Consider the following 21,148-nt stretch of genomic DNA (forward strand, 5'->3'; position numbering starts at 1 on the left):
CTCACCAACCTTTTTCAGATTCAGATTGATACAATATCCATGAACGGACATCAGAAATTAAATACAGGGTTCCGGAAACGACAGCCAAATCCTCGGGACCGGTTCTGGCTCGCAACATTTCCAATGCCTTCTTCCAATCCGGCTCTACGGTAATCTCCGTCTCCCGTCCCAGCCCCTGAAGAACTTCGCGGGCGGTGACGGCCAGATCCTCTGCCTTCTGCCTCTTGCGGAAGTCAGGCTCCGTCAAGATGATGGAATCTGCCAAAGGCAGTATATGCCCAAAGTACTCGAAATGCTCCTTCGTGGACAGCATGCCGATCATCAGATGAAGCTTACGGTATGTGTATACCGAAGCCAATGCATGGGCCAGCGATTCCGCTCCTTCGGGATTGTGGGCTCCATCCAGCAGCAGAGGCGGTTGGTCCGAGACCAGCTCGAGCCTTCCCGGCCATTCCGTCTCCAGCATCGCCGCATACAGATCCTCTTCTTCCACGATCAAAGCATAATATTGCCGAAGCACCTCAATCGCCATCAATGCTACGGCTGCGTTCTTATACTGATGATATCCATTAAGGGATATGGTTAAACCCGGGATCTCCCGAAACGGGCTGCGGAAATCGAACTTCTGACGGTTCAATTCGGTCGACAGCTCTCTGTAATCGAACTCCCGTCCCAACAAATACAGCGAGGAACGCTTGTCTCTGCATACCTGCTCGATGACCGCAACGGCCTCCGGCTGCTCGACGGCCGAGATGACCGGGACGCCCGGCTTAATGATCCCGGCCTTCTCCATGGCGATCTTATCCAGCGTATTTCCCAACACGTCCATATGGTCATGTCCGACATTGGTAATGATCGATACGACAGGAAATACGATATTCGTCGAATCCAGCCTTCCGCCCAGACCGGTTTCCCAAACGACATAATCGGGATAAGTCACCGTAGCGAAGTAGAGAATGGCCAGAGTCGTCGTAATTTCGAACATGGTCGGATGGCCAAGCTCGGTAGCGGCCATTTCATCGGCAAGCGGTTTGATGCGATTGGCGAGCATCAATAGCTCCTCTTCGCCAATATCCTGCCCGTTAAAGCGGAGGCGGTTTGTGAACTTCTCCATATACGGTGAAGTGAAAGTACCCACTGCGTACCCGTTACGAAGCAGCACTTTGGTCAAAAAAGCGCAGGTCGAGCCTTTGCCGTTCGTTCCGGCTACATGAATAAATTTAAGCCTCCGCTCCGGATGGCCGAGCTTCTCCATGAACGTTTCCATCCGTTTGAGCCCCGGCCGGATCCCCATAGGCATAAGCCCGGTAATCCATTCGACGGCCTCGGCATAGGTTTGAAAGCTTGAGCTTGAATGCTCACTCGTTCGATTCATTGTTCTCATCCCTTTTAATATATGAAGTAAAGGCCTCGGTTTGACAGGTTCAGAATCCCAATGGGCCTGCTGCAATCAGGAAGACTTCAATTCGTTAAGCCGAGCAATCACTTTATCCCGTTTATCCGAATAGTCGGCCAGCTTCGCTTTCTCTTCTTCAATGACCTTCGCCGGGGCCTTCGCGATAAATCCTTCGTTGGCGAGCTTCTTCTCAACCCGGTTGACTTCCGCATGAAGCGTCTGCAGTTCCTTCTCCAGGCGCGCGATTTCCTGAGACAGATCAATCAGGCCTGCCAGAGGCAAGTAAATTTCCGCCCCGGTGACCAATGCCGTCATCGCCTTGTCCGGATTGGCCAGATCGGTGTCGATCACAAGCAGCGAGGTGTTCGAGAAGCGGCGCAGGTATTCTTCATTCCTGTCCAGAATCGCTTTGGCTTCCGAATGAACCGGCTTGATCAGCAGCTCGACCTTCTTGCTCATCGGCACATTCACTTCCGCACGAATGTTGCGAACGGAGCGGATGATCCCCATTAACAGCTCCATTTCCTTAACGGCTTCCGGCGCTTCGAATGTTTGCTGCTCCTTAGGCCACGGTGCCAGAGTGATGGTCTCCCCTTCGTGAGGGAGATGCTGCCAGATCTCTTCGGTAATGAACGGCATGAACGGGTGCAGCAGTCGAAGAGTCCGATCCAGCACGTAAGCAAGCACCGACTGCGTATTTTTCTTCGCTTCCGGGTCCTGGCCGTATAAGGACAGCTTGCTGAATTCGATATACCAATCACACAGGTCATCCCATATGAAGTTATAGAGCAGGCGGCCGGTCTCCCCAAAATCATAATGGTCGATCGCCCTCGTCACATCCCTTGCCGTCTCGTTAAGCCGGTGCAGAATCCAGCGGTCGGCCGTTCCGAGGCTGCCGCTAAGGTCGACATCCTCCGCCCGGAAGCCTTCGAGATTCATCAGCGCGAAGCGGGAGGCATTCCAGATTTTATTGGCAAAGTTGCGCGCCTGCTCCACCCGCTCCCATCGGAAGCGGAGGTCATGTCCCGGTGTGCTTCCGGTCGAGATCATGAAGCGCATGGCATCGGCGCCGTACTTCTCCACCACCTCCAACGGATCTACTCCGTTGCCCAGCGATTTGGACATTTTGCGCCCTTCGGCATCGCGTACGAGCCCGTGCATCAAGACATCCTTGAACGGAATCCGGTCAGTGAACTCGAGGGCACTGAAGATCATTCTCGCTACCCAGAAATAGATGATGTCATAGCCGGTCACCAGCACATTCGTAGGATAATATCGTTCAAGGTCAGCGGTTTTCTCCGGCCAGCCCAGAGTGGAGAACGGCCACAGCGCCGAGCTGAACCAGGTGTCGAGTACATCTTCATCCTGCTGAAGCTTCGTGCCGCCGCATTGAGAGCATTGGGTGATCTCTTCCCGGGCAACATGAACCTCGCCGCAATCCCTGCAGTGCCAAGCCGGAATCCGGTGTCCCCACCATAGCTGGCGCGAGATGCACCAATCGCGGACGTTTTCGATCCAATTCATGTATATTTTCTCGAACCGATCCGGCACAAAACGCACTCCTTGGCCCGATTTCTGAACCTCGATCGCTCTTTGGGCCAACGGCTTCATATTAACAAACCATTGGGTGGACAAATATGGCTCCACGACCGCGCCGCTGCGCTCGCTATGTCCTACCTGATGAACATGCTCCTCGATCTTGACCAGCACGCCCGCTTCCTTCATATCCGCAACAATCTGCTTGCGGCAGTCAAAACGGTCCATGCCTTGATACTTGCCTGCGTTCTCGTTCATCGTCCCGGATTCGTCCATAACGAGAATTTGCGGAAGCTGGTGGCGCTGCCCCACCTCGAAGTCATTCGGATCGTGGGCAGGAGTGATTTTCACCGCGCCGCTTCCGAATTCCTTCTCGACATATTCATCGGCGATGACCGGGATTTCCCGGCCGATGATCGGTAGAATCAATGTTTTGCCAATCATGTGCTTATAGCGCTCGTCCTCCGGATGAACGGCGACTGCCGTATCTCCAAGCATCGTTTCCGGCCGGGTCGTGGCAACGATGATCGAACCGCTTCCGTCTTTTAACGGATAGGAGAGATGGTACAGGTTGCCTTGAACCTCCTTGTACTCCACCTCAATATCCGATAGAGCCGTTCTCGCCGCGGGGTCCCAGTTAATGATATATTTGCCGCGATAGATCAGCCCTTTCTCATACAGGGAAACGAATACTTCACGAACCGCATTGGACAGCCCTTCATCCAGAGTAAACCGCTCGCGGGAATAATCCAGGGAGAAGCCCATCTTGGCCCACTGCTCGCGAATGGTGTTCGCATAGAGCTCCTTCCATTCCCATACCTTCTCGAGGAAGGCCTCTCGCCCGAGATCGTACCGGGACTGCCCTTCCTCGCGCAGCTTCTGCTCCACCTTGGTTTGGGTGGCGATACCGGCATGGTCGGAACCCGGCAGCCACAGGGCATCGTAGCCCTGCATCCGTTTGGTTCGAATAAGTATATCCTGCAGGGTAAAGTCCAGGGCATGACCGATATGAAGCATTCCGGTCACGTTCGGCGGCGGGATAACGATCGTATACGGTTCCGCATCCGGCCGCTGTCCCGCTTTGAAATATTCTCCCTTCATCCAATAATCGTACCATTTTTGCTCCGCCGCTTTAGGATCGTATGTGGTAGGCATTTCGATCGACGGCTGATTGACTTTCGTTTCACTCATTTCACCTATACCTCCTGTCTATTCAACACAAAATCCCGCCTCAAAGTGACGCGCGGCCTTCACAGCTTATCCCGTCCGCCCCCTTACAGGGTCGGGTCTAAACCTTCCTCTACTCGCGGGCAGGCTTTACTCTGCTTCGGAAAGGGTTTTTCCAATACTTTGCGATGCACAAAAAAACCTTTCGCCGCAAAGGACGAAAGGGTTTCTTCCGTGGTACCACCTTAATTCCGCGCAAGAATACACGCGGCACTTGAACAGATAACGGCTGCGGCCGGCAGATAAACGATGAACGTCTCATAGGACGACCGCTTGTCTGCAACTCCAGGGCGACTTTCGAACAGTTACATCCTGTGAAGCCTTACAGCCCAGGGCTTCACTCTCTGAAGGGTTGGCTGTCTACTCCTCCCTTTCCTCGTCTTGTTAAGGATATTCGGTTGTCCAACGGGATGCTTTCCCTTATGCTCCCCTAATATTCGAGAAGCTTACATATAGACTATGATAAACATATTCGACGGGTGAGTCAATATTTTCACGATTTCCCCACGAAACAGCATATCCGGGCTTGTCCTTCTCATAAACTTAGTCATACAAGAGAACCTTTAAGGGAGGGAAACCGGCGATGCAGCGGTGGTGGTGGAAAGTACGGGTTACTGTCAGAGCAGTGCTGTTCCCGTTAATTTGCGTACAATTTGTCCGAACGTTACTGCTTCCCAATCCTCTGGATGTTTTTATTTTGTTTGCTTTCTTCTTGCTTTACCTCGGTTTTTTATTCGATATGTACTGAAGCATCAGAATGCAGTCTGAGTCGGAACGGTAAGACCAAGGATGTCTCCATCCGGCCAAAAAGTAGATAAGCCCTCTGGCTTCCAATGGAAACCAGGGGGCTTATTATTTACCGTCCAGCCTGAATCAAGGAATGTAGAGCACCTGTCCTTCTTCAATCTGCTGATCGCCGAGTCGGTTATACAAAATAATCTCGCGGGGATTGATCTTGTATCGTTCCGCGATGGTCTCAATGGTCTCTTCCTTCTGCACAATACACATACGCATGCGCTTAAATTGCTGCCCGGTATCTTCTGTACGGCTGAACAGGCGTTTCCACTCGACTCCATCCGAGGATGAAGGCGGGCCTGCCTCCGTCTGCTCTCTCATCTCCGGTTGAGGGGACTCCAGCTCGATAATGTCCGTCTTATGGATCAGATTGGCGAGATTATAAGACGGGGAGGCTTCGGAGGCCGATTTTTTACCGAAAGCGATCTTCAGCTCCTGCTTCTCTTCGGGCATCGACACGGCAATCGTTTCTACCGCTTCCTCATTCGTCTCCGCACTTGCTTCCTCATTGGCTTCTGCAATCGATTCGATATTCGCTTCTACGTTCGCTTCCGCATTTGATTCCACATTCGATTCCGCAGATACGGGTTCGCCGGAGGCCTTATTTTCCTCCCATACAGGCTCTTCCGCCTTTTTTTCTCCGGTAATGCCTTCTGTACGGTCTGAGCCGGAAGGGGAAGGCAGATCCGATGCAGAGGGGCGGTGATTCGGCTCGAAAGACGGCTGCTGCACCTCCGGCACTTCCGGAGAGGCGAATGCGGTAGCGGTCTCTGAGCTTTCCGCCGGCTCCTCATACGGTTCCTCGTCGGGTGCGGATGCTTCCTCCAAGCTCTCCTCTGCATTGGAATCGGGGACTGCCTGAGCACGGGAGGTAAAGAAGCTGTCCGACCAGGAGTAGCTTTCCCTCTCGCGTGCAGCAGACTCCTCTTCCCCGGCTTGCTCGGTATTTTCCTTAGGCAGACTGTCCATACGTTCCGGAGGCGCGGAGCGGAAAGATACCGCTATAGTTTCCGTCTTGTCCGAGTCATCCCCGTCTTGTAGAACAGACCGCTGATCCTCCGGCTCTACCCTGACTTCTTCCGCCAGGAAATCCGGCCGCTGCGGTTCTTCCTGTCCCGAATCCGCGAACTCCGGTTCCACGGCCTGCGGCCGGGTCCGTGCCTCTTCGAGGTTGACCTCAATGCCTTCTGTGTCCGGTGAGGGCAAGTCAACGTCGCCCGCCCCTTCTTCATCCGCAGACTGGCGGGAATCGGTATCCGCCGGACCTTCCTGCACTTCCTCCTGGTCCTTGTCCTCGGCCCGATGGACAACGACAAACTCCTCTTCTTCCTTCCACAGTTCGTCCTGCTTGGATGTCATTTCGATCCCGTGCAGCGATAACACGCCGGTTACATTCAGGCTGCGTGCCGATAAGACATCTATATCGAAATTTTCAATTTCGACGGCAATATCCTCCAGACGGTGAATGCGGTTCATAGGCAGTGTAATTTCAACGGGAATAAAATGCTCCAACGTTCTGCTCTCTTCACCGCTGTCGCCCAAGTATGTACCGGTCAACCACAGATTTCCTTTTAAAACAGCCTGTTCGCCTTCTTGAAGCACCTGAATGTGCGGGATCATTTCGATTTCATCAAGCTCTTGAATGCCAGCCAGGCTTTCATCCAAGTGCACCCGTTCGTAAATGTCGAAGCGCAACCCGCTTTGATGCTCGGTCACCCTGACTCCTCCCTTCATGGTTCGAGACTTTCCTTGCTCAATCCATTTATATGGGAAACCTCGAGGGTGCATGCCACATTTTTTCCCGGGTGCTTGAGCCGGGCGCTTTTCTCATTGAACCGATTTCCGAAAAGGACTAACTGCGGGAACGGGCCTGAATCAAGGTAAGAAAATCATCCGGTAAAGGTGCTTCGGCCTGAATGATCTCTCCGGTAAGAGGATGGGGAAAATAAATCGCCTGGCCATGCAGAGCCTGGCGGGAAATCAGCGAATCGGCCTTCCCGTATAAGGCATCCCCGGTGATGGGATGGCCCTTATAGCTAAGATGGACCCGAATTTGATGGGTCCGCCCGGTCACCAGCTCGAGCCTAAGCAGAGAGGCCGTCCCGCAGCGGTCGATCGTTTCGTAGCGGGTAACCGCCGGCTGGCCGGTGGAGCTGACTCTTCTCCGTTTGGCATGGTGCCGGTCCCTGCCGATGGGGGCGCTAATCGTCCCCTTGTCCGGATGGATCCGCCCTTCGACCAATGCCACATAGAAGCGGCGAATGTCCCGGCTGCGCATCGCGGCATCGAGAATCGACTGCGCATATTCATTCTTGGCATAGAGAACAGGCCCTGTCGTATCCTCGTCCAGCCGGTGAATATGTCGCACACGGCAGGCTTGCCCTGTCGATTCATAATAAGCGGCGACAGCGTTAGCCAAAGTGCCCAGCCCGCCCTTGTCTTGGGGATGTACAGGAAGACCGGCAGGCTTATTGACGACAAGACAGTAATCGTCCTCGTACAGAACCTCCAGGGGCAGCCATTCCGGTTCATATCCGCTGCTCTCCTCCGGGAACAACCGGACCAGAGTACGGTTCCCCTGACACCTCACGCCTTCTGTCCGCAGCAAATGGCTGCGCAGCTTGGGCGGAATTCCGAGCCGGATCAGACACTCCTCTGCCGTCGGAGCCTCCCCGGACCCGATAATATCTGCCTCACCCTCTTGCGCTGGCGGATTTCCGGCCCTGGGCCGGTATGTAATCTGCAGCCACTCCCCTTTGCGCACAGTGTTCACTTCGAGCGGATTCCCGAAAACCATATCCCGATCAGCACCAAACCAAACAAGCCCACTACAAGAATTAAATCCAGCGGCAGCCCGGCTATATAATATTTGCTTAGATTCAAACCCGATGACCTCCTGTCCGGCATCAATGTAAAATGACCCCACTAAGTGTCGCAAACCTCCGAAGCGTATTCCGTTCACAATCCACAGAGTCAGCGACTAAACCCTTCCTCCAAAACGCGGTCGCTCTTCTTGCCTTGCTTCGATAAAGGTTTATACATTACTTTGCGGGGAGCTCCCGAAAACAAAGCTTGGCAAGGAATCGGTCCTTGCCAAGACTGGGCTAGCATAATTTAAAATGCGTAAGAGATTCTCTTAAGGGCGAAGGAAGCGACAAGGATGCTTTCGATAAACTTCCCACCCCCGCCGCTGTAGTAAGATCCCTAATATGGTTACAGCCGTTTGAGCGCTTCATAATGCCGTTCGATCGTTGTCTCGATTTCTTGCTCCGTATGCGCAGCGGAGACGAACATTCCTTCGAACTGGGAAGGGGCCACATTCACTCCGAGATCGAGCAGATGGCCGAAATATTTGTTGAACATCGTCAGATCTGAAGTTTTGGCCGTTTCATAGTTGTATACTTTCTGATCGGTAAAGAACGGACATACCATGGAGCCGACCCGGTTAATCGTATTCGGTATGCCGAGTTCCTTGGCGTTGGCCGTCATGCCCTCCTCCAGCCGAGCCGCTCTTCTCTCCAGCAGCTCATAAACTTCGGGTGTCAGCAGTTTTAGGGTCGTATAACCCGCGGCCATAGCCAGAGGATTGCCGGACAAGGTGCCCGCCTGATAGATGGGGCCGCTAGGCGCCATCTGCTCCATCAGCTCCCGCTTGCCGCCATAGGCTCCTACCGGGAGACCGCCCCCGATTACCTTCCCGAGACAGGTAAGATCCGGCGTTATCCCATACAGGCCTTGAGCGCTATGGTAGCCGACCCGAAATCCGGTCATGACCTCATCGAAAATAAGCAGAGCCCCGTATTCTGTCGTTACATCACGCAACCCTTGCAGGAAGCCGGGAAGCGGAGGCACTACCCCCATATTGCCGGCAATCGGCTCCACGATAACGGCCGCAATTTGTTCGCCGTATTTCTCGAACGCCAGCTGAACCGAAGCCAGATCGTTATAGGGAACCGTAATTGTATTGGCGGCTACTCCCTCCGGCACTCCCGGGCTGTCCGGCAGCCCCAGGGTCGCTACTCCGGAGCCTGCTTTGATAAGCAGGGAATCCGAATGTCCGTGATAGCTGCCCTCGAATTTCAGGATTTTATTGCGCTTGGTGTACCCTCTGGCCAGCCGGAGAGCACTCATTGTCGCTTCGGTTCCGCTGTTGACCATGCGGACAATATCGACCGAAGGTATCCGTTCCGCCACAAGCTTGGCCATTTCGGTTTCCAGCTCCGTAGGCGCACCGAAGCTGGTGCCTCGCTCGGCTGTCTTCTTGACCGCTTCCACCACTTCCGGGTGAGCATGCCCCATAATAAGAGGCCCCCAGGAGCCGACATAATCGATGAACTCGTTGCCATCGATATCATATATTCTCGACCCTTGCGCCCGATCAATAAAAACCGGGGTCAGCCCAACCGATTTAAAGGCGCGGACCGGACTGTTCACACCGCCCGGAATATACTGCTTCGCCTCTGCGAAAGCAGCTTTGGACTTCGTATCGATTCTACCCTGCGGCTTGTTCACCCTATTCACCTTTCCTTCTTCTTGTGTTATAAACGCGGCCGGCTCATCAGGTCTGCCATTTGCCGGGCCGTTTCTTTACCCTGACGAATACAGTCCGGAAGCCCGACTCCATGGAATCCCGCTCCCGTCAGAAGAAGCCCCGGCAAGAACCTTGCGGCCTCTTCCCGAGCCTGGCGGATGATTTCCAGATGGCCGACCGGATACTGCGGCATGGATTTGGGCAGCCGAGTAATTTCGTAGAATAAAGGCTCCGCCTCAATGCCCGTCAAATCCTTGATGTCCTTGCGGACTCTCCGCATCAGTTCCTCATCGGACAGGCCCATCCATTCCTCCTGTCCGGAACGGCCCACGTAGCAGCGGATAAGCACCTTGCCCTCCGGAGCAGTATGCATCCATTTGGAAGAGGTCCAGGTGCATGCCGTTATGAAACGGCCTTCCTTACGGGGAACTAGAAAGCCTGATCCGTCCAGATCATGCGGAATTTGGCCGGCATCAAAGGCGGATATCACATTGGCGACGGACACGTAGGTCATGCCGCCCAGCTTCTGAACCATTGGAAGATCGGGCAGCACCTTAGAGATGGCGTACGTCGGCATAGCCATGACGATTCCATCCGCATCGAAGCTGTCTCCGTTCTCCAGAATAACGCGCCCTTGCCCTTGACCCAGGCGTTCGACAGCCTTCACTCCCTGCCCGGTCAGAGTCCGTACTCCGGCCTTCTTCAGCGCCTCCTCCAAACCGCGAATCAACGTGGTCAAGCCCTCCCGGTAAGAAAGAAACACACTGTGCCGGACCTCTTCGGGAACGCCGCTCGGAGGAGGAGTCTGCCTCTTGCTCTCACTCATCCCCAGAATAATGCTGCGTTTCTTCTGCTCCAGGGCCTGAAATTGCGGGAAGGTCGCCTGCAGACTGAGTTGATGAGTGTCCCCCGCGTAGATTCCGGCCAGCAGCGGCTCGGCTATGTTATTCAGCACTTCCTTGCCTAATCTGCGTTCCAGAAACCCTCCGAGCGATTCATCCCCCGGTTCCTTCCTGCGGGGAAGCACCAAATCCATGGCCGCCCTTACTTTCCCCCAAGGAGAAATAAGACCGCTCCGCAAGAAAGGCTTCCATTCCGTAGGAATGCCCAGATTAAGTCCCGGAGGCATGCGATGCAGCTTTCCGTTGTTCATAATATAGGTTTTCTTCGCCTTGGGATTGGTTGGAACCAGCTCGTTCTCCAGGCCAAGCTCCCGGGTCAGGTCGATAATCGGAGTTTTGCGGGCCAAGAAGGAATCCGGCCCTTTCTCGATTACAAATCCGTCTCTGGCCAAGGTCCGAACCTTGCCGCCTGTTGAGGGGCTTTTTTCCAGTATAGTGATTTCAGATTTTATCCCGCTTTCCTTCAGGAATTTATCGATATAATAAGCGGTACTAAGCCCGGAAATGCCGCCTCCGATGACGACGATCTTCTTCGGTACGGTCATAGCAAATCATTTCCTTTCCAACTCCGTATAAACGACATCGGACAAGGTTTCCATATATAACGGGTCCGTATTCAAGGATTCGGTCCGCTCCAGATGCATGCCTAACTGCTCGGCAGTCTGCCGGCATTCGATATCTATGTCGTAAAGAACCTCCAGATGATCCGATACGAATCCGATCGGGCACAGGAGAACATTCTTCACTTGTTCTTCCTTGTGAATGGTCTCGAGCGTGTCAAGAATATCGGGACCCAGCCAAGGGGTAGCTGTCTGACCGGCACTCTGCCAGCCGAACTGCCAGTTGCTGAGCCCGGCTCTGTCTGCAATCGCCCGGGAGGTCTCCATTAATTGATCCACATAAGGATCATTCATCTCCAGAATACGGGCAGGAAGACTATGAGCCGTAAAAATGACACGGATGTCATCCTTCGGAACATCCCCGAACTTGCCCAATGCATTCTCCACCCTCTGCGTCAAGGCCTTCAGCAGCTTAGGGTGAAGGTGATAGCTGTCGACAAAACGGATGGACAGCCCCAATTCCTCCCCCTTCTCCTTGGCGCGTTTATTATAAGCTCCTACGCTCATCGTAGAGTAATGCGGGGCCAGAACGACTCCAACCGCTTCCGTTATGCCGTCCTTTACCATCTGCTCGACTCCGTCTTCAATAAACGGGGAAGCATGCTTCAGTCCCTGATAACAAACAAATTCGATGTCGGGGTGCTCGCGGTTCAAGGTTTCCTGCAGGGCGGCCACCTGCCGGTCGGTGTTCTTCCTTAGCGGAAAGAATCCTCCGACTATCGCTTCATAACGCTGCTTTAACTCATCCAGTTGTTCCGGAGTAGGCGGATGGCCTCTGCGGATATGGGTATAATACGCTTCGATCTGATCCATGCTTTCCGGAGTTCCATAGGACATTACCAGTACGCCGACTTTACGCTTGGACATTCGAGTTCACTTCCTTCGATGAATTAAGTACAGAGCTGGAATATTCGTGAATGAAATCCGTCAGTTCCTTCAGCTTATCAAGGGATGCCTCCGGGAACAATCCGTGGCCAAGGTTGAAAATATAGCCGGGCTGCTCCATTCCGAGATCCATGATTTCCTTCGCCTGTTCTTTAATGACGGACATCGGTGCAGTCAGCACGAAAGGATCGAGGTTGCCCTGAACCGCAAAGCGGTTGTCCAATCTTCTCCGGCCTTCGGCAATCGAAACTCTCCAATCCAAGCCAACCACGTCCACTTGGAGATCATGCAGCGCAGGCAGCAATTCTCCCGAGCTTACTCCCGGGAAATAAATTTTGGGCTCCGTCAGGTGGGACAGTTCCCGGAAAATTCGATCGATGACCGGAAGAACATACTGTTTAAAATCTTTCGGGGAGAGGGCTCCTACCCAACTGTCGAACAGCTGCACCGCCTTCGCTCCGGACGCAATCTGAGCCTTCAGGTATGCAATAACCATATCGCCCAGCTTGTCCATCAGCCGTTGCCATACTTCGGGCTCGGAATACATCAATTCTTTCGTGCGGATATAGGTTTTGGAGGGGCGTCCTTCTATCAGATAGCTGGCGATCGTGAAAGGCGCTCCGGCAAACGTAATTAACGGCACCTTAAGCTCCCTGTCCAAGATCCGGATCGTCTCCAAAATATGCGACAAATCACCTTCCACATCAATCGGGCGCAGCCGATCCACATCTTGAGCGGAACGAATCGGGTTGGCAATGACCGGACCGACGTTTTTGACTATGTCAAAATCAATGCCTAGCGAGGCTACCGGATTCATAATATCGGAATACAGAATCGCGGCATCCACTCCCAGCTTGCGGACCGGCATGAGCGTCACTTCTGCAGCCAGGTCCGGCTGCTTGCAGATTTCAAGAAGACTGTATTTTTCTTTAATTTTGCGATATTCGGGGTCGTAGCGCCCCGCCTGACGCATATACCATACGGGAAGACGATCTACCGGCTGTCTTCGACAAGCCTTAAGGAACGTGTCGTTGAAAGTCATTCTTTCTCCTCTTTTCCGTTTAAATGCTATCTTTCATTATGCCCTATTTAAAAAGGGGTAACAACCAATCTGAAAGCAAGATTCCGACAAAAATATGACAAGCCGCGATAGTCTGCGAGTTTGCGCTTCCGCCTAACCATTGGTTCATATGCTGCGGAGATGGGGTAGCTTTCGCCGTAAAAGTGCCTCTTTCGCTTCTGTAACACTCTAATGCCGAACCGTGTTTTTACTCGAGCCCCTCGGACTGCTATCCCTTTCCCTCAGAAGCACTCACCCCGAGCCGTGTTCTTTCTCGAGCTCCTCTGACTGCTATCCCCTTCCCTCAGAAGCACACACCCCGAACCAAAGTTCTTACTCGTGCCCCTCTGACTGATATCCCATTCCCTCAGAAGCACTCACTCCGAACCGTGTTCTTACTCGTGCCCCTCTGACTGCTATCCCATTCCCTCAGTAACGCCGATCCTGAACCATAGTTCTTACTCGAGCCTCTCTGACTGGTATCCCTTTCCCTCAGAAGCACTCATCCCGAACCGTGCTCTTACTCGGGCCCTTCTGACTGGTATCCCTTTCCCTCAGGAGCACTCCCCCGAGCCATTGTTCTTACTCGAGCCCCTCTGACTGGTATCCCTTTCCCTCAGGAGCACTCCCCCGAGCCATTGTTCTTACTCGAGCCCTTCTGACTGGTATCCCTTTCCCTCAGTGATGCTCATCCCGAACCCGCGTTTCTTCCTCGGGCCCCTCTGACTGCTATCCCATTCCCTCAGTGATGCTCATCCCGAACCCGCGTTTCTTCCTCGGGCCCCTCTGACTGCTATCCCTTTTCCTCAGAAACACTCCCCGAACGGTCTCTATGTCCAAGCCACTCTGCCTACTATGCTTAGTCCAGTTATTTTTTAGAGGTCACTTTGGAATTATCCGGATTTGTAAGCTACATGCAAGTACAGAATTAGTCAAGAAAGCAAGGTTCCCCGCATTTACCGTATCTTTCTGAGCGAAGGGGATAATAGTCGAAAGAACCGCCAAATAGATAAGTGATGCAATACGGGGAATCCATTTTTTTACATCTACAGTTCAATTAAACAGGATACTTTCGCCAAGGAGCAATTCACCACAGATAACCATAAAAGATCAAGCAGCAAGTGCTTACTCCGGTTTTCCGAATTAAATAAGATTCGTGATTCGTGGGCAGCAGCTTAGAAGCAAAGATAAAAAAATAACGGTCTCTAGAGACCGTGTACTTAAGTGCATTCATTGACCCTGACCAACCGAAACTTGAGTCTTTGGCCGGCGAAGATCAAAGTCGGAGCAGGGAACCAGCCCCATGCTCCGTTATCCTTCTTTGAGCCAACGAACTACGTCTTTGGCAAAATAAGTAATGAGAATATCCGCGCCGGCCCGCTTCATTCCGAGAAGCATCTCCATAACGACCGCTTTCTCATCGATCCAGCCCTTCTCCGCGGCCGCTTTAACCATCGAATACTCGGCGCTGACATTATAAGCGACCAGAGGAAGGTCGAAGTTCTCTTTAAGCGCCTTGATCACATCCATATAGGCCAGGGCCGGTTTAACCATCAGAAAATCGGCTCCTTCCATCACATCGGCTTCCGCTTCGCGGATCCCTTCGCGTACGTTGGCCGGGTCCATCTGATAAGTCTTCCGGTCGCCGAATTGCGGCGTAGAATGAGCGGCATCACGGAACGGACCGTAGAAGGCCGAGGCGTATTTCACCGAATAAGACATGATCGGCACGTGCTCGAAGCCGGCCTCGTCCAAGGCGGCGCGGATAGCGCCCACGAATCCGTCCATCATGTTGGACGGAGCGATGATATCGGCGCCGGCCTTCGCTTGCGATACAGCCGTGCGGGCGAGAAGCTCCAAAGACGGATCGTTATCGATGACCGCTTGTCCACGGGCTGCATCTTGGACAACTACACCACAGTGACCGTGGTCCGTAAACTGACAGAGGCATGTGTCGGCCACAACGAGCATCTCCGGATAACGCTGCTTGATCCAGCGAGTCGCTTGCTGAACAATGCCGTCCTCCGCGAATGCCGACGTTCCTTCCGCATCTTTATGCTCCGGGACGCCGAAGAGCAGCACGGCTTGAATCCCGAGGGAGTTAATCTCGGCAAGCTCCTCTTCCAACCGGTCCAGAGAATAATGGAAGACGCCGGGCATGGAGGGAATTTCCTCCTTAATCCCGGTTCCATGAGTGACGAACAGCGGGTATATCAAATCGTTGACAGATAAAGAAGTCTCTCTCACCAAATTGCGCATCGCCCGGGATGCGCGCAATCTGCGATGGCGGACAATCGGAAAATTCATGATGGATTCCTCCCGTTTATCGTATATGAAGTACGCTTGATTTCATTCGCGGCCAGCCGGAATCAGCACTTGTACGAGCGAATCGATCGTCGCTTCTTCGGCCAAATAATGAACGCTCCATCCGGCCTCCTGAACCGCTCTGGCGGTGACCTGCCCGATGCAGGCCAGCTTGACCCCGGTCAAGAGCTCGTCCGGTTCCGCTCCTGCAGTACGGATTAACGTTAGTATATTCCGAAAGGTGGACGGACTGGTCAAGGTGACCACGTCGATTTCCCCGCGGACGAGCAGATCCACCAGTATGTCCGCATGATCCGTACACAGTTTGTTTTCATAAATATCTATTTCCGTAACTTTCAGCCCCAAGGAATTCAGGCGGTCGGGCAGCACTTTGCGAGCCAAGTCCGAGCGTGGAAAGAGAACCTTCTGACCGGGCTTCAGCTCCGGTGCAATAGCTTCGAATAAATCCTCCGCCTGATAGCGCTCCGGAACCTTGTACGCTACCAATCCCCGCTCCAGCAATGCTCCTGCCGTCTTCGGGCCAACCGCAACGATCCGCGACCGCTGCAGCCGGACGGCTTCCACCTCAAATTGCTCGAGACGGTTAAAAAAATGAATAACGGCATTAACGCTAGTAAAAATAACCCAATCAAACTTGTCCAGCTCCCGGATGGCCTGTTCCAGTTCAGCCAGCTTGACGGGATCGGTAGGTGGCTGGAGCCGGATAACCGGCAGTACAATCGCTTGCCCGCCGAGCTCCTCTATCTTCCCTGCAAGCTCTCCGGACTGCTCCCGGGTGCGGGTAACCAAAATGCGCAGGCCGGATAACGGCCTATTCTGTGCCGCCATCGGAATCCCTACTCTCTGGCCAGAGCGAGGATTTCCTCGGCTCCTTGCCCGATCAGGCTCTCCGCCACTTCCAGCCCGAGATGGACCGGATCGTCCCCCGTTCTTGTCTCCTTCAGAATCCGACCGCCTTCCGGCTCGCCGACAAGTCCCGTCAGCTTCAGCCTGCACGCCTCCGCTTCCGCATCCCACGCGAACTCGGCGTAAGCGCCGATCGGAATCTGGCAGCCTCCATTCAGCCTCGCCAGGAAGGTCCGCTCCGCCTGGACGGTTGCGGCGGTCTCCGCATCGTTATACAGCGCCAGCAGACGGAGCACGAAGTCGTCATCCTTGCGGCATTCGATGCCCAGCGCTCCTTGACCTACAGCCGGGAGGCAAACCTCCGGCGGCAAATAATGGCTGACCTTATCGGACCACCCCATCCGATACAGCCCGGCGGCTGCCAGCAGGATGCCGTCGAAGCCCTCGGTTTCCAGCTTGCGCAGGCGGGAATCTATATTGCCGCGAATCGATTGGATGCGAAGATCGGGGCGATAGGCCCGTAATTGGGCCGCACGTCTCAAGCTGCTCGTTCCAACAAGAGCGCCTTGCGGCAGCTCGTCCAGCTTGACGTGCCCGTTCGAAATCAGGCAGTCCCGAGGATCGACTCGCTTGGGAACGGCCCCTATCATCAACCCCTCTTGGCTTTCCGAAGGCACATCCTTCATGCTGTGAACAGCGATATCAATCTCTCCGTTCAACAGCGCCTGTTCTATTTCTTTAACAAAAAGACCTTTCCCCCCGACCTTGGAAAGAGTGACATCGAGAATTCTATCCCCTTTGGTCACAATTTTGCGGACGTCAAATTCGCATTCCATCCCATTCTCTTGACAAATCCGGCGCAAGTCTTCAATTACTTGATTGGTTTGCGTTAAGGCAAGCGAGCTCTGCCTAGTTCCGACAACGATCGTTCGCATGCAGCGTTCCTCCCTACTCGGAGTCATTAGGAGGCTCTTGAACGAACCATTTCTTCCCGACCCCGATCTCATTTATGTGTTGCTACTGCCACGGCTTCAGCCTGGAACAACTACATCCAAAACCAGCCGTGAAAATTCGAAAACCGGTTTAATATGAAAAAGTTCACCATCACCAGCGCGAAAGCAAACAGGTTCCATTGGGCCAAGCGATAGTCAGAGGCTTTTAACGAAAGCTTTAATATTAAATGATAGGCATACAAAAGCAAAATAAACAAGGAATTCAACACCTTGGGATCGAACAAGAGCTGGTATTCGCCCTTCAGCACAATCCATACGGTCCCCAACGAAAAGGCCAGCATAAGCAGCGGCATTCCCGATGCAACCGATATATAAGTATATTTTCCGATTTTATCAAGGCTGGGGATGCGCCATATCGTTCTTGACCATTTCTTATCCTTAAGCTGGCTATGGAGAAACAGATACATTCCCGACAAGATGGCAGAAATCGTAAAGGCGGCGTAGCTTCCGATAGCCAGGCTGATATGGATGAACAACAGCTCATCGGCAATTTCCCAACCTTCCAGGGCGGTTGATACATTGTTATCGCTGAAAAAATTAAGCGCAAGTATGGAGAAGCCTACCAGATTAACAAAGAAAACCAGCAGTTCGATGCGAAAAAAACGGCTGATCACCAATGAGACCGTCACTAACACCCATGAAAAGAAAAACAGGGTTTCAAAATCGGTGAAGACGTGCAAGGTTTTAAACTCAAAGAAAAAATAAACCGTCTGTAAGACCCAAACAAATAGAAGCAGCCCTGTGCCCATCCGTTTGGCTCTCTGATTCGCACCGACGAAATCAGAGAAATAAAACAGAAGGCTCAGGGCGTAAATATATATTATAGCATCGTATATCCAGCTTTGAGTGACCATGCAACCTCCTGTTAGCGGATCAACCTGCCTGCAAGCAGCTAAGGACAGCAAGGCCGAAAGCCTGAATAACGGATGGAAGGAGCCTTACTGCACCGTACCCTGCTTGTCCGGTATGCACTTTAAGATCGTGCCAACGCCTCCTGAAGCTGAAGCCCGAGCAAAAGCCTATCATTTGTCTTGGAGGCAGCGGATTGAGCTGCTTCCGACGTTGTGTGCCCAGCCTCTTCTTCATGATCAGGTTGCCCGTCCAGAGCAGACTCCAGAGCGAAAATCTGCGAGAATAGATTGATCGCTTCCTGACCATCTTTATCGTTAGCCAGCTCCTTGAGCCGTACAATAGGGTCTCGCAGCATCTGATTAACAATGCTCTTCGTCAGTTTATGAATGACCTTGATTTCCCTATCGCTTAGATCAGGCAGCTTCTTGAGCAAGCTGGCCATCGTTTCTTCATGAATCCGGTTGGATTTCGTCTGCAGGGCGTTAATTAAAGGAGCCACTTCCATCGTGTTCATCCATTGTTCGAACACCCGCTCCTCTTCCGCAATCATGGCCTCGATTTTGGCCGCTTCCCTCTGGCGCTCGGCCAAGTTACTCTCCACGATGGATTGCAAATCATCGATATCGTACAAAAATACGTTGGAAAGCTCCCCGATCCCGGGATCCAAATCCCGAGGAACGGCAATATCAATCATGAAGAGCGGCCTGAATTTGCGCAGGTGAAGAATGCTGTCCACCTGCTCGCGGTTAAGAATAAGCCCGGACGAACCGGTCGAGCTGATGACGATATCCGCTTCCGCCAAGGACGGAATCAGGTCGTCGAATGTAACCGCGGTCCCTGCAAATTTATCTGCGAATTCCACTGCCTTCTCATAGGTGCGGTTGGCGACAATCACTTTATTCGCACCGTTGGCGCGCAGATGCTTGGCCGTCAGCTCACTCATCTTGCCTGCACCGATCAGCAGTACCGATTTATTGGCGAAAGATCCGAAGATCCGCTTGCCAAGCTCCACCGCAGCATAGCTTACCGACACCGGGTTGTCAGAGATTCCCGTTTCGGAATGGGCACGCTTAGCCAATGTAATAGCCTGTTTAAACAATGTATTAAATACAGCCCCCGTCACCTTCTCCTTCTGCGAAAGAAGGAAGGCGTCGCGGACTTGTCCAAGAATCTGAGTCTCGCCGACAATCATCGAATCCAGGCCGCTGGCCACTTTAAAAAGGTGTTGGACCGCATGCTCATTTTCCTTGACATACAGATGGTGATTGAATTCCTGCCGCGGAATTCCGAACCAATCCTCAATAAAGCCGCGGATCGCGTGACCGCACAGGTACGGCCGGTCAACGACTGCATAAATTTCAGTCCGATTGCAGGTGCCCACAATGACACATTCCAGGATACTCTTTGTTTTCTTAAGCTGACCGAGCGCTTCCGGCAATTCCTCTTTCGCAAAAGCAAATTTCTCCCGAATTTCTACCGGAGCTGTTTTATAGTTTAAGCCCACTACAATAATATGCAATTGTGTCCACCTGCCTTTCCTTACTACCGTTCCTTTCCCTAAAGACTATTATACCACAGGCTGTAGAAAGGTCACTTTTCACATTTGAAAATATTATGAATATATGGCCCTATCGGGCTTCCAATTTATTGCAGCAGCTTGTTCCGCAGGATGGCGGCCATCTCCTCATCGGCTTTAGCCAATTTGTCATTCTCGATGGCGATTACCGTCGTGCGATTCGAGGTCATTAATTTGGTATATTGCTCATAAATCGCTTTGCAGCCCTTCCTGATCTCCGCCAGCGTCTCGAGCTCCGCGGATTTCAACGGCCTCTCTCCGCCTAGCTGCAGGCGCATGATAAACTGTAATAATTGCGGGATTGACTTTAATTCGGCTAATTGGTCCGAGCCGACAGCCAATACCAAACGTTCATGAGTATAATTCACCGAATAGGCAGCTTGGCGCAAAGCATTCAACTGGCCCGTATGGGCCGCCGATTCCGCCTCTCCCAACAAATTACTCAGCAGCTCCAGTTGAAATAACGATACCTGGTAAAGCAAGAAAGTCGCATCCTGCTTCGATTTACCCGGCTGCAGCATACCATAAATTTGGTAAATTGGCCACAGCAGCAAAAAAAGGATAAGCAGCACTCCAAAAAGACGTGCAGGTTTTAGTCTTCCCATTCTGTTCCCTCCCCATCCACCATGTTTCCCAGAAAATAGATGAACCGCTCTTTCGGCGGCTTCTTTTCCGAAAGCCCTCTATAGAGGCTGCGGCATATCATCGATCGGGACTGCCCGCTTCTTCAGCGGCATCTATAGACAGCTTTTGTAACATTGTATGGATGGATGGACAAACAAATGACCATGGATAGAATCCATGGTCTTAAGGAATTTATTTCAATCGTTTATAAACTCTAATTTACTTAACCAATTGCGCAATTTTCATATCGGGTGTTTCAACCTGCAATTCACCAATCCCGCGCACAAGCTTCTTAGCGTGGGCTTTTTCAGGCTTTAGGACCGAGACCATATGATCGATCGCGAGCTGCGGATCGACCGTTTCGCCGCAGGTATAGCAATCCAGAGCGGCAAAACCTTTCTCAGGATAGGTATGAATGGATAGGTGGCTTTCTGACAAGAGTACCAAAACGGTTGCGCCTTGAGGTTCAAACTGCTTGGCCTGCACTGACAGAACAGTTGCACCGCAAACCTCCGCTGCTTCAATCATTTGCGCTTGTAACCAATCTGCGTTGTTAAGAAGATCAAAATCGACTCCCCAAGTATCGACAGCAACGTGTCTTCCGAAAGTTGAGTATTCCATTCTTTCGGTTCCCCCTTCCTAGGAATAAAATTGTTTGATTTCATCCGCTAGGACCTACGTCATTCACTTCTCGAGGGAAAAATCTCTCGCAACATACAATGTCCTGAGTGAATCCTGGTTCCTATAAAGTTTTCAACGAAATTAAAAATAACATCTATTGAGCGAAAAAGCAATAGTTTTTTTAGATATCCACTTATTTTCCGGAAAAATGATAAAAAATTAAGAAATTCATCAATTTTTAGCCAAAAAAAGGAGCCCCTTTCAGGCCCCGATGGCGTAAAGTATTCTGTGTACCAAGATTTGGAGCCTTCACAGGCGACAAAAAAGTAGGGTATTCTC

16 protein-coding genes and 1 other annotated feature are annotated in these 21,148 nt (G+C 52.4%); of the genes, 1 reads left to right on the top strand and 15 read right to left on the bottom strand.

Going from position 1 to position 21,148, the window contains the following annotated elements:
• Position 1: 1 nt before the first annotated feature.
• Together ACFQ03_RS19000 and ACFQ03_RS19005 are read right to left on the bottom strand one after the other, a co-directional pair.
• Positions 2–1,384 carry a bifunctional folylpolyglutamate synthase/dihydrofolate synthase gene (locus ACFQ03_RS19000; RefSeq protein WP_370451744.1) on the bottom strand — a complete coding sequence of 461 codons (1,383 nt, stop codon included), beginning with the start codon at positions 1,382–1,384 and terminating at the stop codon, positions 2–4.
• 66 nt (positions 1,385–1,450) lie between these two features.
• On the bottom strand, positions 1,451–4,123 hold the full coding sequence (locus ACFQ03_RS19005; RefSeq protein WP_379290160.1) for a valine--tRNA ligase: 2,673 nt from the start codon (positions 4,121–4,123) through the stop codon (positions 1,451–1,453).
• Positions 4,124–4,309: 186 nt separating this feature from the next.
• Positions 4,310–4,545 (bottom strand) — a binding site (T-box leader).
• A gap of 197 nt (positions 4,546–4,742) precedes the next feature.
• Here ACFQ03_RS19005 and ACFQ03_RS19010 point away from each other — a divergent pair.
• On the top strand, positions 4,743–4,907 hold the full coding sequence (locus ACFQ03_RS19010; protein WP_186328397.1) for a hypothetical protein: 165 nt from the start codon (positions 4,743–4,745) through the stop codon (positions 4,905–4,907).
• Between the two features lie 125 nt (positions 4,908–5,032).
• Here ACFQ03_RS19010 and ACFQ03_RS19015 read toward each other — a convergent pair whose 3' ends face one another.
• From ACFQ03_RS19015 to speD, 13 genes are all read right to left on the bottom strand, one after another.
• The gene (locus ACFQ03_RS19015) at positions 5,033–6,670 is read right to left on the bottom strand and encodes a LysM peptidoglycan-binding domain-containing protein (protein WP_186328398.1); all 1,638 of its coding nucleotides are present in this window, start codon (positions 6,668–6,670) and stop codon (positions 5,033–5,035) included.
• Between the two features lie 136 nt (positions 6,671–6,806).
• A complete protein-coding gene (locus ACFQ03_RS19020) occupies positions 6,807–7,727 on the bottom strand; it encodes an RluA family pseudouridine synthase (protein WP_379290163.1) in 921 nt (306 codons plus the stop codon).
• 440 nt (positions 7,728–8,167) lie between these two features.
• Positions 8,168–9,466 carry a glutamate-1-semialdehyde 2,1-aminomutase gene (gene hemL, locus ACFQ03_RS19025; protein WP_144938870.1) on the bottom strand — a complete coding sequence of 433 codons (1,299 nt, stop codon included), beginning with the start codon at positions 9,464–9,466 and terminating at the stop codon, positions 8,168–8,170.
• Positions 9,467–9,492: 26 nt separating this feature from the next.
• A complete protein-coding gene (gene hemG, locus ACFQ03_RS19030) occupies positions 9,493–10,932 on the bottom strand; it encodes a protoporphyrinogen oxidase (protein WP_144938799.1) in 1,440 nt (479 codons plus the stop codon).
• Between the two features lie 6 nt (positions 10,933–10,938).
• Complete coding sequence (hemH, locus tag ACFQ03_RS19035; RefSeq protein ID WP_379290166.1) at positions 10,939–11,874, bottom strand: ferrochelatase; 936 nt, start codon at positions 11,872–11,874, stop codon at positions 10,939–10,941.
• Entirely contained in the window at positions 11,861–12,934 is a 1,074-nt protein-coding gene (hemE, locus tag ACFQ03_RS19040; RefSeq protein ID WP_379290168.1) for a uroporphyrinogen decarboxylase, read from the bottom strand. Before hemE ends, hemH begins: the two co-directional genes overlap by 14 nt.
• Positions 12,935–14,263: 1,329 nt before the next feature.
• Complete coding sequence (gene hemB / locus ACFQ03_RS19045; RefSeq protein ID WP_379290170.1) at positions 14,264–15,259, bottom strand: porphobilinogen synthase; 996 nt, start codon at positions 15,257–15,259, stop codon at positions 14,264–14,266.
• Between the two features lie 42 nt (positions 15,260–15,301).
• Positions 15,302–16,105, bottom strand: a complete 804-nt coding sequence (locus ACFQ03_RS19050) for a uroporphyrinogen-III synthase (RefSeq protein WP_379290172.1) — start codon at positions 16,103–16,105, stop codon at positions 15,302–15,304.
• A gap of 8 nt (positions 16,106–16,113) precedes the next feature.
• Positions 16,114–17,058, bottom strand: a complete 945-nt coding sequence (gene hemC / locus ACFQ03_RS19055; protein WP_379290174.1) for a hydroxymethylbilane synthase — start codon at positions 17,056–17,058, stop codon at positions 16,114–16,116.
• Between the two features lie 110 nt (positions 17,059–17,168).
• Entirely contained in the window at positions 17,169–17,990 is an 822-nt protein-coding gene (locus ACFQ03_RS19060; RefSeq protein ID WP_144938817.1) for a cytochrome C assembly family protein, read from the bottom strand.
• 119 nt (positions 17,991–18,109) lie between these two features.
• On the bottom strand, positions 18,110–19,507 hold the full coding sequence (gene hemA / locus ACFQ03_RS19065; protein ID WP_379290177.1) for a glutamyl-tRNA reductase: 1,398 nt from the start codon (positions 19,505–19,507) through the stop codon (positions 18,110–18,112).
• 125 nt (positions 19,508–19,632) lie between these two features.
• Positions 19,633–20,169 carry a hypothetical protein gene (locus tag ACFQ03_RS19070; protein WP_379290179.1) on the bottom strand — a complete coding sequence of 179 codons (537 nt, stop codon included), beginning with the start codon at positions 20,167–20,169 and terminating at the stop codon, positions 19,633–19,635.
• Positions 20,170–20,407: 238 nt separating this feature from the next.
• Positions 20,408–20,809, bottom strand: coding sequence for an adenosylmethionine decarboxylase (speD, locus tag ACFQ03_RS19075; RefSeq protein ID WP_144938826.1), 402 nt, complete (start codon positions 20,807–20,809; stop codon positions 20,408–20,410).
• Between the last annotated feature and the right edge of the window lie 339 nt (positions 20,810–21,148).

Source organism: Paenibacillus residui, assembly GCF_042677205.1.
Taxonomy (GTDB): domain Bacteria; phylum Bacillota; class Bacilli; order Paenibacillales; family NBRC-103111; genus Paenibacillus_L; species Paenibacillus_L residui.